This window comes from Pseudomonas sp. NY11955, assembly GCF_048068035.1.
GTDB lineage: Bacteria > Pseudomonadota > Gammaproteobacteria > Pseudomonadales > Pseudomonadaceae > Aquipseudomonas.
This window is the reverse complement of the sequence record NZ_JBLUPS010000006.1, coordinates 258473-272171: the sequence shown is the minus strand read 5'-3', so window position 1 is coordinate 272171 and position 13699 is coordinate 258473. Positions and strand designations below refer to the sequence as shown.

The window sequence follows — 13699 nt, the reverse complement described above, 5'->3', positions numbered from 1 at the left end:
TGTACCGGCCTCTTCGCGGGCTTGCCCGCTCCCACAGGAATATCACAGTACTCAAAAGCTGCACTGTCCTGTGGGAGCGGGCGAGCCCGCGAAGAGGCCGGCACAGCCCACGCATCAATTGGCAGTCAGTTCCTCGACGCTGATCTCGCGCATCCTGAACTTCTGCACCTTGCCGGTCACCGTCATCGGGAACTCGTCGACAAAACGGAAGTACCGGGGCACCTTGAAGTGCGCGATCCGCGCCCTCGCCCATTCACGCAGTTCATCCGCGCTAACGGTATACCCCGGGTGCAACCGCACCCAGGCGACGATCTCTTCGCCATACTTGCTGCACGGCACGCCAATCACCTGCACATCAGCCACCGCTGGGTGGGTGAAGAAGAACTCTTCCAACTCGCGCGGGTAGATGTTCTCACCACCGCGAATGATCATGTCCTTGCTGCGCCCGACAATCCGCACATAGCCCTGCTCGTCCATCACCGCCAGGTCGCCGGTGTGCATCCAGCCGTCTTCATCGATGCTCTCGGCCGTGGCCTTGGGGTTGTTCCAGTAACCCAGCATCACGCTGTAACCACGCGTGCACAGCTCGCCGATCTCGCAGCGCGGCACTGTATTGCCGTCGGCATCGATCACCTTGCTTTCCAGCCGTGGCTGTGTGCGCCCAACGCTGGTCACGCGGCGCTCCAGGTCGTCAGTGGCGCCGGTCTGCAGCGACACCGGGCTGGTCTCGGTCATGCCATAGGCGATCTGCACCTCGGCCATGTGCATCTCGTCGATCACCCGGCGCATCACCTCGATCGGGCAAGTGGCGCCGGCCATGATCCCGGTGCGCAGGCTCGACAGGTCGAACTCACCACGCTGTGGATGGTCCAGCTCGGCAATGAACATGGTCGGCACGCCGTACAACGCAGTGGCGTTCTCCTGCGCCACCGCCCTCAGCGTGGCCAACGGGTCGAAGGCATCGTTCGGGTAGATCAGGGTACTGCCGTGGGTCATGCAGCCGAGGTTGGCCATGACCATGCCGAAGCAGTGGTATAGCGGCACCGGTACCACCAGCCGGTCGTGTTCGGTCAGGCCCAGGCTTTCGCCGACCATGTAGCCGTTGTTGAGGATGTTGCTATGGCTAAGGGTGGCGCCCTTGGGGAAACCCGTGGTGCCCGAGGTGTACTGGATGTTGATCGGGTCGTCGCAGCGCAGTTGTGCCTGGCGCTCGGCCAAGGCTTCGCGGCTGATGGACTCGGCGCGGGACTGCAACGCATGCCAGGCCAGAAAGCCCGAGGGTGGTGCGACCGCCAGGCTGACCACGCCGCGCAACTCGGGGAAGCGCTCGCAGATCAGCGCGCCGGGTTGGCCGGTTGCCAGGCCCGGCACCAGGCCCAGGAGCATGGCATGGTAGTCGGAGGTCTTGAACGCGTCGGCACAGATCACCCAGCGGCAACCGGACTGGCCGAGGGCGTAGTCCAGCTCGCTGGAGCGATAGGCCGGGTTGATGTTGACCAGAATTGCGCCAACCTTGGCGCTGGCGAACTGGGTAATACACCACTCGGCGCAGTTGGGTGCCCAGATGCCAAGGCGGTCACCGGGCTGCACGCCCAGGGCCATCAGCGCACGGGCATGCTGGTCGACAGCCTCAGCCAGTTCCCGCCAGGTGTAGCGCAGGGCCTGGTGGAGCACCACCAACGCCTCGCGGTCGGGGAAGCGGGCAACAGTGGCGTCGAAGGCGTCGCCGATGCACTGGGTAAGCAGGGCTTTGTCCTGGTTGCCCTGGGAGTAGCTTGGCTGGGGCATGGGCGTTCTCTTGTTGTTCTTGTGTTATTTGAACCAGCCTCTTCGCAGCACAAGGCTGCTCCTACACTGGAGCGCGGTGGCCTGTAGGAGCAGCCTTGTGCTGCGAAGAGGCCGGTGAATCCACCCGATTTCTAGCGGATGAACACCTGCGGCGTAGTGGTCGACATATCACCACCCGGCAACTTGATGTTCTTCACCTTCTCCAGCGTATCCGGGTTGAACACCGCCAGGTCATTGAAGGTACCGCCCAGGTACAGCTTGTCGCCCTTCTTGTCGAAGGTGACACAGTAGTAAGTGTGCTCCAGATTGGCCGCCTTGATCAGCTTGCGCTGCTTGATGTCGTACTTGGCCAGGCGGTTGAGCACGCCGTAGATCTGGTTCGGGTCCTTGGGCGAGCGCAGGCCGGTGAAGTACAGCTCGGTCAGGTCGGCGAACTCCTGGGTGTGGGTCTTGCCAGTCTTCAGGTCGACGCTCAGGTAGCCATACAGCGGCTCGGCGGTGGCCGGGTCCTGTTTGTCGTCCTTGAACTTGGCAATGGTGTACAGCATGGTGAATTCGTGGCGCGGGCTCTGATGCGGCCAGAAGTACAGCACGTCCGGGGCGCTGTAGCCCTTGCGGTTCCAGTTGCGCAGCGGCAAGGCCACGGTGTACTTGCCAGTCTTCACGTCCATCTTGTAAATGTCCGGCCCTGCGACATACAGGCTGCCATCGTCGGCGGCGCGCATCAGGTACACCTGGCGCGGCATCGGGAAGGTACGTACCGGCTTGGCCTGCAGGCCATCGGCGGTGCTGAACACCTCCAGCCGCGGCGGCTTGACCACGTAGTGGTCGTTCAGCATCTGGGTCGGGTTGACCGTGGCGTACACTTCCTTGCCATCGGGGCTGATGGCGAACGAGTACATCGACCGGCCGACTTCACCCGCCACGCTGGACAGGTTGGCGTGGAAGGTGTTCTTGCAGGTGTCCAGGTCGATGCCGTAGATATCGCCATAATGGTTGTTGAGCACGTAGGCGGTGCGGTTGTCCGGCGCCATCATTGCGGTGCCAGGGCCGAACTTGTCGGGCATCTGGCAGCTTTTGTAGACCGTGTCACTGGCTACATCGACCACATGCAGGTTGTTCGGGTAGTTGGTCACGATCATGTATTCGTGGCCAGCCTTCAGTGCCGGCCCGGTGTCGTCGGCCTGTACCAGCCCGGCGCAGGCCGTGGCGGCGATGGTGAGCGCAAGTTGCGCGCAGCGTCCAGCTTTCATGCGGTTTCCCCTTGTCATTCTTGTTGGGCCGTCACTTGTCTTTCGGGAACACGGTGCCGAGGTTGCGCCAGTCGTCCGCCGAGTTGGTCGCCTGGGCGTTCCAGTCCTGGTAGGTGCTCATCATGTCCGGCACCTGGGCCGGCCACCAGCAAGGGTCGGAGCAGCCATACAGGTCGGCCTCCATCGGCTGGCACAACGAGCTGACGCCACCAAAGGCATCCACTTCCCAGCCCGGGTCGGTGGTGGCGGTGCAGCCTGCCACCGCACTCATGGCCATCACTTCTTCGACACGGTCTTCGGCGGCGGCCTGCTCCAGGATGCGCGCCTTGTTGTTCAGGGGCTTCAAGTGCTTCATGTCAGTGCGCCTTCCGCGGGGTGATGTAGCGATCGATGAAGGCCGGGTTGGCGGCCATGATGCGGCTGTAGACTTCGATGCCGAAGTCGACCCAGTCGCGCATCAGTTCGCAGTAGTGGTAGGTCGGGTGCTGCGGGTCGCCGTAGCGCGCATAACTTTCGTGGTAACAGCCGCCGGAGCACAGGTTGCGAATGCGGCAGCTTTCGCAGCCGGTGTTGCTGCGGTCCAGGCGCTGCGACAGGAAATCGTTGAGCTGCGCCTGCTTCACACCCTGATGCACATTGCCGAAGGTCGGCAGGCTGGAGCCGGTGAAACGGTGGCACAGGTTCAGCTCGCCTTCGTGGTCCACCGCCAGCATCTTCAAGCCGGCGCCGCACGGCAGTGCCTTCTTGTGGCCTTCGTGGATGTCGGTGATCAACTGGTGCAGGTTGGAGAACCCGATGTTGCGGTGCTCCAGCGCCGCTTCCAGGTAACGCCGGCCCAAGGCCTTCATATTAGCGAACACCTGCACCAGCTCTTCACCAGTGAGGTTGAAGTCGGCCATGTCGCCAGAGGTCACTGGGGCAAAGCCGACCTCGGCGAAGCCCATTTCGTTGAACAGGTGGTTCCAGATGGTTTCCACGTCGGTAATGCCGCGGGTCAGCGTGACCCGCGCGCCCACCGGGCGGCTGGTATAGCGCGACAGCAGCAGGTCGGCCTTGCGCCGCACCACGTCATAGGTGCCCTGCCCGCCCACGGTGATGCGGTTGCGGTCGTGCACGGTCTTGGGGCCGTCGATGCTGATCGACAGGCCGAAGCGGTGAGCGTTGAGCCAGTCGATGATTTCTTCGGTCAGCAACGTGGCGTTGGTGGTCATGATGAACTCCACCTGCTTGCCCGCCTCGGCAAAGCGCCGCTCGCAGTAAGCCACCATATGCTCGATCAACGGCCGGTTGGACAGCGGCTCGCCACCGAAGAACACCACGCTGTAGCGTTCCTCGTTGGGCGATTCCTTGAGCAGCATCTCCACCGAGGCTTCGGCGGTGGCAGTGCTCATTTTCTTGCCGGCGGAAGGCTTGTCCAAGTCTTCCTTGTAGCAGTAGGTGCAGCTGAGGTTGCAGCCCGTGTTGACGTTGAGTACCACAGTGTTCAACGCGGTACGCTCGACCTGCTTGAGGGCGATTTCCGGGGTCAGCGGCGAGCCGTCGCTGACCAGTTCCAGCGCGATCAGTTCGCGCAGGGTGTCCTGGATATCGTCGCCGGCAAACTGTTGGCCAAGGCGCTGCATCAGCTCCTCGGCCGAGCAGCCTTGCTGGCGCAAAGCATCGATGATGCTGCCGGTCACCGCATCGGTGGCAAACAGCGAGCTGCTGGGAATATGGAACAGCATGCGGTCGGCATCGACCTGCACTTCGTGCAGGTTGCGTTCGACCAGGTTCAGTAGTACGCCCATGGCGACCTCCCGATAATCGATCCGTTGGAAAACCGTTGCAGCCTGCCGTTACGGCAGCGGCGGGTTGTTCCAGCGCTGTACGGTGACGATCATGTGCCCTTCGCCAGTCTGGCCACCGTCGGCCAGCGTGGCGATGACCTTCAGGTTACCGGCGTTGTTGGTCATCATCTTGCGCTCAGGGTTGGGCCCGGCGCCGCCCGGCACGAATACGCCATCGGCCTGCATCTTGCCGGCGAACTTGACGTCTTCGTCCTCGACCGCACGCTCGTTGAACGGCTCGACCTTCCAGCTGGCGGGCAAGTAACCGATACGCAGCGGCTGGCCGTTGGCATCTTTACCCCAGGCTTCGGCCTCGAAGCGGCCCTGCACTTTCGGCACCGAAGCGCCGTTCTCGCCAATGCGGGCGATGGAGAACGCCGGCACTACCTTCACTTCGTCGACCTTGTCGTAGACCGTCAGGTTGACGCCTTTGAGCGCGCCCACCGCAACCTCGCGCTGGCCAGGCTTGGCGTCTGCCGCGGCGCGGGCCTTGACCCGTACCAGGGTCGGGGTTTGCTCCAGCACTTCGGTCACTTCCACCCCTGCACCCAAGTCTGGCTTGCCGTCCAGGCCACTACCCACCAGGGTGATCTCGCTTTCGCCGCCGGCCTTGATGAATGCCGGCTGTACCGCCAGCAGGCGCGCCTTGCCTTCCTTCGCAGCCGTGAAGTCCAGGCCACGCTCATCGTGTTCGGCTTCGAACATGCGGCCTTTCATTTCGCCATCCAGTGCGGCGAACACTTGACGCAGGTTGGTATCGCCCACCTTGACGTTGCCACGCCACTCATAGCCGTTGTAGAGGATCGCCGTACCGCTGCCGTTGAACGGCGTGCCGTCGGCGTAAGCGCCCTTGACCTCGACCTTGAAGGTATCGCCCTCAGCGGCCGTGACGCTCATCACCCCACGTACATCGCCCTTGGCCAGCATATGGCCGCTGAATGCCCACTGCCCCGGCAGTGCGTCAGCCTTGGGTTTGGCCTTCTGCCATTCGGCCCATGCCGCGCTCTCCATCGGGAAGCGCTTGGCCAGCTCCGGCACCACTTGTTGCAGGGCTATCGGCAGCCAGTCGCGGTCACGCGCCTGGGCCTGGTATTCAAGGGACGGCCATTGGCCGAGGTGGAAGTTGACCAGGTGTTCCCACTCCTTGGCCGGGCGCCGTTGCAAGGCGACGCGGGCACCGGAGTGGCAACGGCCACAGGTTTCGCTGAGCTGGGTGTCGAAGTGCTCCACGGTGTTGAGCCGGCGCTCCATGGCGTAGCGCACGCCATCGGTCTCGCTGGGCGCCAGTCCCTGCTTGTCGGCCAGGTACTTGACCAGCGTGCGACGGTCGTCGTCACTGATCTGCAGGCCGTGCATCACCTGCATGCGGGCAATGCTCATCAGCCAGCCTTCCGGCGTCTTGCGCTGGTGGCTGATGCGGCTATAGGTGTCGTTGCCTTCGGGGATATGGCACCCCATGCACTTGTTCTGCAACAGGCTCGGGCCCTGCTCGGCCGCCATGGCCTGGGTGCTCAGCAGCGCGGCGGCGACCAGCGCCAGTTTGCCCGCATGCCGCCGGAGTCGAGTCGTCTTCAAGGTCAGACCTCCACGGTTGTTGTTCTTATCGTTTTCGCACGCTTTGGTACAGCAGGTGTGCATGTGACGGTTGTGATACAGGAACTGTGCCAGGTGCTGTAAAAGTGTTGCCTTTCAGGCTTTTAGGCCGTTTTTCTGGTTTTATCGTCCGCAGGTATGGCCATTTGCAGCGTGCCATTTCGCGACAGGGTGTTTCATCCTGAGACAGGGCCTGCTGCGCAGGCCTTCGCGGGCCCGCCCGCTCCCACATGCCTGAGCCCGACGCTGTACCTGTGGAAGCGGCGAGCCCGCGAAGAGGCCGGTGCAGCCACTGTTTCACCACCGTCTCACACCGTCTCAATGTGCAACAGCGCACGCCTGCAATCGCCACCTTGCGCCTAGGCAAAACCCAACGCCTTCAACACCTTGCGGCCATTTGCCCACCTTGGCACGCCCATTGCGCCTGTGCCCCACACATCCAATGACAAGAGGCACCGCCCCATGCTTTCCGAACTGCCCATCCTGCCCGCCACCCGCGCCTTTCTCGAACGCAAGCTGAAGATGCGCATCGGCGCCGACTGGCAGGACGCCGCCAGCGGTCGCACCCTGTCGTTCCGCAACCCCGCCACCGGCGAGGTGTTGGGTGAAGTACCCGCCGCCGAGGCCGAAGATGTCGACCGCGCCGTGCGCGCCGCGCGCCAGGCCTTCGACGATTCGGCCTGGAGCCGCCTGCGCCCGCGCGAGCGGCAGAACCTGCTGTGGCGCCTGGCCGACCTGATGGAGCGCGACGCCCGCCAACTGGCCGAACTGGAATGCCTGAACAACGGCAAGAGCGCCGCAGTGGCCCAGGTGATGGACGTGCAACTGGCCATCGACTTCCTGCGCTACATGGCCGGCTGGGCCACCAAGATCGAGGGTAGCACCGTCGAAGCCTCCATGCCGTTGATGCCCAACGACCAGTTCCACGGTTTCGTGCGCCGCGAAGCGGTAGGCGTGGTCGGCGCCATCGTCGCCTGGAACTTCCCGCTGCTGCTGGCCTGCTGGAAGCTCGGCCCAGCCCTGGCCACCGGCTGCACCGTGGTGCTAAAACCCGCCGATGAAACCCCATTGAGCGTGCTCAAGCTGGCAGAGCTGGTAGACGAAGCCGGCTACCCGGCAGGCGTACTCAACGTCATCACCGGTACAGGCCTGAATGCGGGCGCCGCGCTCAGCCGCCACCCTGGCGTGGACAAGCTGACCTTCACCGGCTCCACCGAGGTCGGCAAGCTGATCGGCAAGGCGGCCATGGACAACATGACCCGCGTCACCCTGGAGCTGGGCGGCAAGTCGCCGACCATCGTCATGCCCGACGCCAACCTGCAGGAAGCCGCAGCCGGTGCGGCCACGGCGATTTTCTTCAACCAGGGCCAGGTGTGCTGCGCAGGCTCGCGGCTGTACGTACACCGTAAGCACTTCGACAACGTGGTGGCCGACATCGCCGGCATCGCCAATGGCATGAAACTGGGCAACGGGCTGGACCCGGCGGTACAGATGGGCCCGCTGATCTCGGCCAAGCAACAGGACCGCGTCACCGGCTACATCGAGCTTGGCCGCGAACTGGGGGCGACCATCGCCTGCGGCGGTGAAGGCTTCGGCCCAGGTTACTTCGTCAAGCCCACGGTGATCGTCGATGTCGACCAGCGTCACCGCCTGGTGCAGGAAGAAATTTTCGGCCCGGTACTGGTGGCGATGCCGTTCGATGACATCGACGAAGTGATCGGCATGGCCAACGACAACCCCTATGGCCTGGGCGCCAGCATCTGGTCCAACGACCTGGCGGCCGTGCACCGCATGATCCCACGCATCAAGTCGGGTTCGGTGTGGGTCAACTGCCACAGCGCACTGGACCCGGCACTGCCGTTCGGCGGTTACAAGATGTCTGGCGTTGGTCGTGAGATGGGCGCGGCGGCCATCGAACATTACACCGAGCTCAAGTCGGTGCTGATCAAGCTCTGATCTTTTCCTGTGTCGGCCTCTTCGCAGCCCAAGGCTGCGCCTACAAAAGCAACGCGGCCCCCGTAGAAGCAGCCTTGTGCTGCGAAGAGGCCGGCACAGGTACCCGAAAAACAACAACAAAAAACATGGAGCACACCATGAGGCACACTCTCGCCTGCACGTTGGCCCTGCTCGTGGCCGCACCCGCCAGCCAAGCCTACGAGCTGTACAACCAAAACGGCACCACCCTCAACGCCGACCTCGAAGCCCTGTTCGGCGTGTTCCACAGCGACGAAAGCTTCAACCAGGCCGGCAACCGCCAGCCCGGCAGCACCGCCTGGCAAGAGGGTTACATCAAATACGGCCTTAGCGGCAGCCAGGCCCTGGCCGACAGCGGCGCCCTCTACGGCGCCGTCAACCTGCTCAGCTCCGCCACCTGGGGCGATGGCGATGCCGCCGGCCTGACCCTGGGCGACGAACGCCGCACCGCCATCGAAGACCTGTACCTGGGCTGGCGTTCGGCCAACCTGTTCCCGGCCCTGGGCGAAGATGGCGTGGACATTTCCGGCGGCCGCCAGGTAGTGACATTGGGCGATGGTTTCCTGATCCAGGGCGACCCGGTAAACCTCGGCAAGGTCGACCTAGGTGCCAACTTCGACCGTGGCGGTGCCTATTACCTGGCCGCCCGCAAAGCCTTCGACCGCACCGCCGTGCTGCGCCTGGGCGGCAAGCAGGGCTGGCGCGGCGACCTGATGTGGCTGAAGTCCGACAACCACTACCAGGCCGACACCTCGCTGGCGGTAGCCAACCTGGAACACGTCGCCGACGCCGGCACCGTGGGCCTGAGCTGGATCCGCGGCCTCGACGTGGACCAGCGCTACGCACAGATCATGGGCCTGGAACACCGCGACGGCATGGACACTGCCAGCCTGCACGGGCGCGGCAACCTGGGCGTGAAGGACCTGGAACTGGCCGCCGAGTACGTGACCCAGGACAAGACCGGCGGGCGCGAAAATGCCTGGTACCTGGAAGGCAACTGGACCTTCTCCGAAATGCCCTGGTCACCGACTGCCACCTACCGCTACAGCCGCTTCTCCGAAGGCTTCGACCCGCTGTTCTATGGCTTGAGCCGTGGCTACGGCACCTGGTTCCAGGGTGAAGTGGCGGCCAACTATGCCGGGCCATTCAACAAGAACAGCCAGGTGCACCATGTGGCGTTGAAAGGTAAGCCACGGGACAACCTGACCGTCGGTGCGCTGTACTTCGACTTCGACACGCTGGACACCGACCAGGGCAACCTCGGCGGGCGTGAGCTGGACCTGTACGTGGAATGGATGGTCAACGACCACCTGCTGATCAGCCCGTTGGTGGGGTTCTATAAGCCAGAGCGCAGTGCGGACAACGGCGGCACGCAATTGGGTGGGCGGGATACGGGGGCCTACATGCAACTGATTGTCGGGACCTTTTTCTGATTCACCAGCCTGGGGCTGCTACGCAGCCCTTTCGCGGCACAAGGCCGCTCCTACACAGGTACAGCATTGCCTGTGATGCTTGCGCTGTACCTGTGTAGGAGCGACCTTGCGTCGCGATGGGCCGCAAAGCGGCCCCGGCAATTTCAAACCAGGCCCTGCTCCAGCAACCACCGCCGCACCATCACCTGCTGTTCACCCGGCAAGCCCGACACAACTGCCCCAACTGCCAGACCACCCTGCAACGCCCGTACCACAGGCGCCAACGCTACCCCCTGCAAATGCCACACCCCCAACGGCTGGTCCGCCGTCACCACCACCTCGGCCTCATCCACCAGCCCATCACGCAGCACCGGCCGCCGCTCGACCCGCACCGCTTGCCAGTCAGCCTCCTGATGCAGCGGCTGCGCATCCGGCCAGCCTTGGCGCCGAGCCCAGAACGGCTGCCCTACCCGCCCTTGCTCCTGCCCATAGAAATCCCGCCCGATACGGGCAAAGCGCAAGAACAGCTGCTCGACCCGCTGCTGGTGAAACTGCCGCGCCAACGCCGCCCGCTCGGGCCTGCGCAGCAAGGTGTTGATCACCACCGGCGCCTGCAATGCCGAAGACAACGACTGGAAAATCCCGTTACCCGACAGTGGGTCAACGGCCATCGCCGCATCGCCCACCCGGATCCAGTCCTGCCCGACGCATTCGCCGGCCAGAATGGCAGTGCTGCTGCGTGCATGCACCTGTGTCGGCAGCAACGCCTGATCGTCGAACAGCTCGGCCACCAACCTGCTGCCGGCCCGCAGCGCTGCGCAGTAATCTGCCAACCCGGCCTTCCCCGGCAGGCCTGCGGCGTCCTGGGTGACTTGCCAGTAACAGCGGCCATCTTCCAGCCGTGCCATCCACGCCCAGCCATCCTCCAGGCTTTCCACTGCCGATGCTGGCGCCCCGGGGCTACCCTGCCAGGCATTGAGCAGGCTGACCGTTTCCGGCCCGCGCAGGCGGTCCGTGGCCAGCGGTGCCTGGCGGCCTCGGGCTTCGACGAGAAAATCAGCAGTCAGCACTTGCCCATCGTCGAGACGTACATGATGACCACCCTCGTGCACGACCTCGCACACCCGCCCCTCGGCCACGCTTACGCCGGCACGCTGAAGATCTTCGCGCAACGCCCGGTCAAACCGTTGCCGATCCAGCAAGAATTCCTGGTTCATGTGCAGGTGCTGGCCGTTCCAGTGCACCTGCCGGGTAGCCGGCATGGCCGCCTGGCTCAAGGCCCCACCCAGGCCTGCGTGACGCAAGCCGTCGAGCACCCGCTGCGAAACCCCTTCAACGGCCGCGAAGCGGCGCCACTGCGACACCACCGTCACGGCATAGCCCAGCCGCCGCAGGCCAATGGCCGTGGCCGCACCTGCCGGCCCGGCACCCAACACCACAATGCGCGCTTCAAGCATGGCTGGCACCTCGCCGCTCCGGTCCGGTGAACGTCGCGTGGTGACGCAACCAATCATGGACTTGCTGGCGATCCATACTCGGCTCGCCCCGCAGCAAGGCGGCAATCCTCCCGCTCAACGCCGCGCAGCCCAGGCTCGCACCCGCTCTACCGCCCGCGCCTACATAACCACCAAAGTCCGCCTGCCGGCTGCCAAGCCACGACCACTGACCTGGCCCGCAACGCGCATCACCGGTAACCCGGATGACCCCGGGGTAGCTTGCCGGGTAAACCGGTCCTCCCTGTGCCGGGCTGGATGCACATAACAGCACACCGGCAGCCAGCGCTTCGGCACAGGCTTGGTGCAGCACAGGCCGGTCCTGCTGCAGGCCAAGGCTGAGATTGACCAGCGTAGCCCCCGCCTCCACCAACCACAGCAGAGCGGCCGCCACCTGCAAGGCACTGGTACTGGCCTGGCTGCTGAACACCTGGGCCACCAGCAACGGCACTGGCCCGGCCTCACGTTGCAAGCCAGCAAGCACCGCACTGCCATGCCCCAGCTGGTCGGGCAGCAGTTCACCTTCACGCAACTGGCCGTCTTCCAGCCAGAAACGCCGGGCATCCAGCAAACTGTTGGCCTGTTCCGGCGAGCAGCCACTGTCGATGACGCCAACGCGCACGTCAGTGCCCATGATTGACTGCCTCCTGCGGTAGCACCTGCAACTGGCCATCATGCAGCTGCAAATGCAGGTCGGCATCGGCCAGCGTCGAAGCACGGTGGCTGATCAGGATACGCGTGCGGCCGGCGAACAACTGGTCGATGGCCGCGATCACTTCGCGTTCGGTGGCTTCGTCCACCGCCGAGGTGGCCTCGTCCAGCACCAGGATCGCCGGGACTTGCAGCACGGCTCGAGCGATAGCGATACGTTGCTTCTGGCCGCCGGACAACTGCTGACCACGCTCGCCCAGCAAGCCGTCCAGGCCCAACGGCAGGCTCTCGACCAGGCTGTCCAGCCGCGCCAGGCGCACCACCCGCTCCAGCTCTGCGCGGCTGGCCTCGGGCACACCGTAGGCCAGGTTCTGCGCCAAGGTGCCACGGAACAGCACGATGTCCTGGCTGACGACGGCGATACGCCTACGCAACGCAGCCAAGTCCAGCTCGCGCAGGTCGGTGCCGTCCAGCAGGATGCGCCCGGCGTCCGGGTCGTAGAAGCGCTGCAACAGGTCGATCAGGGTCGATTTGCCAACCCCCGAGGCACCGCTGATGGCCACCTTCAGCCCGCCAGGCACACACACCTGTACGTTATTCAGCACCGCACCTTGGCGCCCTTCATGGGCAAAGCTCAGTGCTTCGAGGCGTAATTCGCCTGGCCCATCTGGGATGGGTTGCGGGTTGGCTGCCGGGCGCACGGCCACCGCCTCCTGTTTCAGCTCCATCACCCGCCCCAGGCTAACGGCCATGCGCTGCACCGCCACGTACAAGCCCAGCAGGCTCTGCACCGGCCCTACGGCCATGCCCATGTAGGTGGAAAAGGCGATTAACGCGCCTAGCTGCCAGGTCCCCTGAATCACCCACCAGCCGCCGACCAGGAACGCGCAAGCGCGGCACCATGAGGTGAGCGTGCCGGGAATGGCCTGGGTGAAGAATTCGGTCACCTGCACCTTCAGCAACTGGCGCATGTAGCCCTGGCCAAGCTGATCCAGCCGCCCTGCCTCGCGGCCTTGCTGGCCGGCCGCCTGGATGAACTTCATCGCCGGCAAGGTCTCGACCAGGAACGACGACACATCCGCCGATCGTTCCCGCAGGTTGCGCACTTCGCGCTCTACCTTACGGCGCATCCAGCGCAGCCACAGCACCTCGATCGGTACCAGCAGCGCCAGCAACAGCGACAACTGCCACGACAGCATCAGCATCAACGCCACCGCGCCCACCAAGCCGATCACCGCCGACACCGCCGAGAACAGCGAATCCACGGCAAAGCGCTGGATCTCCGCCACATCGCCGTCCAGCCGCGAAAGAATGTCACCCATGCGCCGCCGCCCGTAGAAGGTCGGCGACAACTGCTGCAGGTGGCGGTACAGGTCATCGCGCAGGGCGAACAGGATGCGCCCAGACAAGCGCGTGTGCAGGTAACGGTTGACGCCAGCCAGCACCGTGCCCAGCAGGCCTGCGCCGATCATGATCGCCGCCATGTGCCAGAGGGTCTGGTAGTCCTTGGCCAGCAGCCCTTCATCGATCAACGTCTTGACCAGCCACGGTTGTGCCAGGGCCAGCAACGAGGCGCCCAGCGACAAGCCCAGCAGCAGGCCGATGGCGCGCCGGTGCGGGCGCACGAAACCATACAGCCAGGCCAATGCCTGGCGCATGAGTACAGGGTCGCTGGACTCCACCAGCTTTGCGAACAATGGGCCCATGGT

The 13699-nt window shown here is 64.4% G+C and carries 10 protein-coding genes; 2 read left to right on the top strand and 8 right to left on the bottom strand.

Features of this window, described 5'->3' with window-relative positions:
* Window positions 1–114: 114 nt before the first annotated feature.
* The 5 genes from ACNFBR_RS14130 to peaA form a co-directional block, all read right to left on the bottom strand.
* A complete protein-coding gene (locus ACNFBR_RS14130) occupies window positions 115–1788 on the bottom strand; it encodes a fatty acid CoA ligase family protein (RefSeq protein WP_416735469.1) in 1674 nt (557 codons plus the stop codon).
* Between the two features lie 131 nt (window positions 1789–1919).
* Window positions 1920–3041, bottom strand: a complete 1122-nt coding sequence (peaD, locus tag ACNFBR_RS14125) for a quinohemoprotein amine dehydrogenase subunit beta (protein ID WP_416735468.1) — start codon at window positions 3039–3041, stop codon at window positions 1920–1922.
* 31 nt (window positions 3042–3072) lie between these two features.
* Complete coding sequence (qhpC, locus tag ACNFBR_RS14120; protein WP_012272119.1) at window positions 3073–3396, bottom strand: quinohemoprotein amine dehydrogenase subunit gamma; 324 nt, start codon at window positions 3394–3396, stop codon at window positions 3073–3075.
* A 1-nt stretch (window position 3397) separates the two neighbouring features.
* Window positions 3398–4828: a quinohemoprotein amine dehydrogenase maturation protein gene (peaB, locus tag ACNFBR_RS14115; RefSeq protein WP_416735467.1), complete on the bottom strand. Its 1431-nt coding sequence runs from the start codon at window positions 4826–4828 to the stop codon at window positions 3398–3400.
* A 48-nt stretch (window positions 4829–4876) separates the two neighbouring features.
* Window positions 4877–6442, bottom strand: coding sequence for a quinohemoprotein amine dehydrogenase subunit alpha (gene peaA / locus ACNFBR_RS14110; protein ID WP_416735466.1), 1566 nt, complete (start codon window positions 6440–6442; stop codon window positions 4877–4879).
* A gap of 480 nt (window positions 6443–6922) precedes the next feature.
* Between peaA and ACNFBR_RS14105 the strand changes: the two genes are divergently transcribed.
* Together ACNFBR_RS14105 and ACNFBR_RS14100 are read left to right on the top strand one after the other, a co-directional pair.
* Window positions 6923–8416, top strand: coding sequence for an aldehyde dehydrogenase family protein (locus tag ACNFBR_RS14105; protein WP_416735465.1), 1494 nt, complete (start codon window positions 6923–6925; stop codon window positions 8414–8416).
* Between the two features lie 137 nt (window positions 8417–8553).
* Window positions 8554–9867, top strand: a complete 1314-nt coding sequence (locus ACNFBR_RS14100; RefSeq protein WP_416735464.1) for a hypothetical protein — start codon at window positions 8554–8556, stop codon at window positions 9865–9867.
* A gap of 143 nt (window positions 9868–10010) precedes the next feature.
* Here the strand turns inward: ACNFBR_RS14100 and ACNFBR_RS14095 are convergent, their stop codons facing one another.
* From ACNFBR_RS14095 to ACNFBR_RS14085, 3 genes are read right to left on the bottom strand one after another with little or no spacing between them, the layout of a single operon-like run.
* Complete coding sequence (locus tag ACNFBR_RS14095; RefSeq protein WP_416735463.1) at window positions 10011–11303, bottom strand: NAD(P)/FAD-dependent oxidoreductase; 1293 nt, start codon at window positions 11301–11303, stop codon at window positions 10011–10013.
* Entirely contained in the window at window positions 11296–11973 is a 678-nt protein-coding gene (locus ACNFBR_RS14090) for a S8 family serine peptidase (protein ID WP_416735462.1), read from the bottom strand. Before ACNFBR_RS14090 ends, ACNFBR_RS14095 begins: the two co-directional genes overlap by 8 nt.
* On the bottom strand, window positions 11963–13696 hold the full coding sequence (locus ACNFBR_RS14085) for an ABC transporter ATP-binding protein (protein WP_416735461.1): 1734 nt from the start codon (window positions 13694–13696) through the stop codon (window positions 11963–11965). Before ACNFBR_RS14085 ends, ACNFBR_RS14090 begins: the two co-directional genes overlap by 11 nt.
* Window positions 13697–13699: the final 3 nt, after the last annotated feature.

Bases quoted from the DNA above. Each gene is read 5' to 3' on its own strand.
- ACNFBR_RS14130 (WP_416735469.1), bottom strand. From the start codon at position 1,788: ATGCCCCAGCCAAGCTACTCCCAGGGCAACCAGGACAAAGCCCTGCTT.
- peaD (WP_416735468.1), bottom strand. From the start codon at position 3,041: ATGAAAGCTGGACGCTGCGCGCAACTTGCGCTCACCATCGCCGCCACG.
- qhpC (WP_012272119.1), bottom strand. From the start codon at position 3,396: ATGAAGCACTTGAAGCCCCTGAACAACAAGGCGCGCATCCTGGAGCAG.
- peaB (WP_416735467.1), bottom strand. From the start codon at position 4,828: ATGGGCGTACTACTGAACCTGGTCGAACGCAACCTGCACGAAGTGCAG.
- ACNFBR_RS14105 (WP_416735465.1), top strand. From the start codon at position 6,923: ATGCTTTCCGAACTGCCCATCCTGCCCGCCACCCGCGCCTTTCTCGAA.
- ACNFBR_RS14100 (WP_416735464.1), top strand. From the start codon at position 8,554: ATGAGGCACACTCTCGCCTGCACGTTGGCCCTGCTCGTGGCCGCACCC.
- ACNFBR_RS14095 (WP_416735463.1), bottom strand. From the start codon at position 11,303: ATGCTTGAAGCGCGCATTGTGGTGTTGGGTGCCGGGCCGGCAGGTGCG.
- ACNFBR_RS14090 (WP_416735462.1), bottom strand. From the start codon at position 11,973: ATGGGCACTGACGTGCGCGTTGGCGTCATCGACAGTGGCTGCTCGCCG.
- ACNFBR_RS14085 (WP_416735461.1), bottom strand. From the start codon at position 13,696: ATGGGCCCATTGTTCGCAAAGCTGGTGGAGTCCAGCGACCCTGTACTC.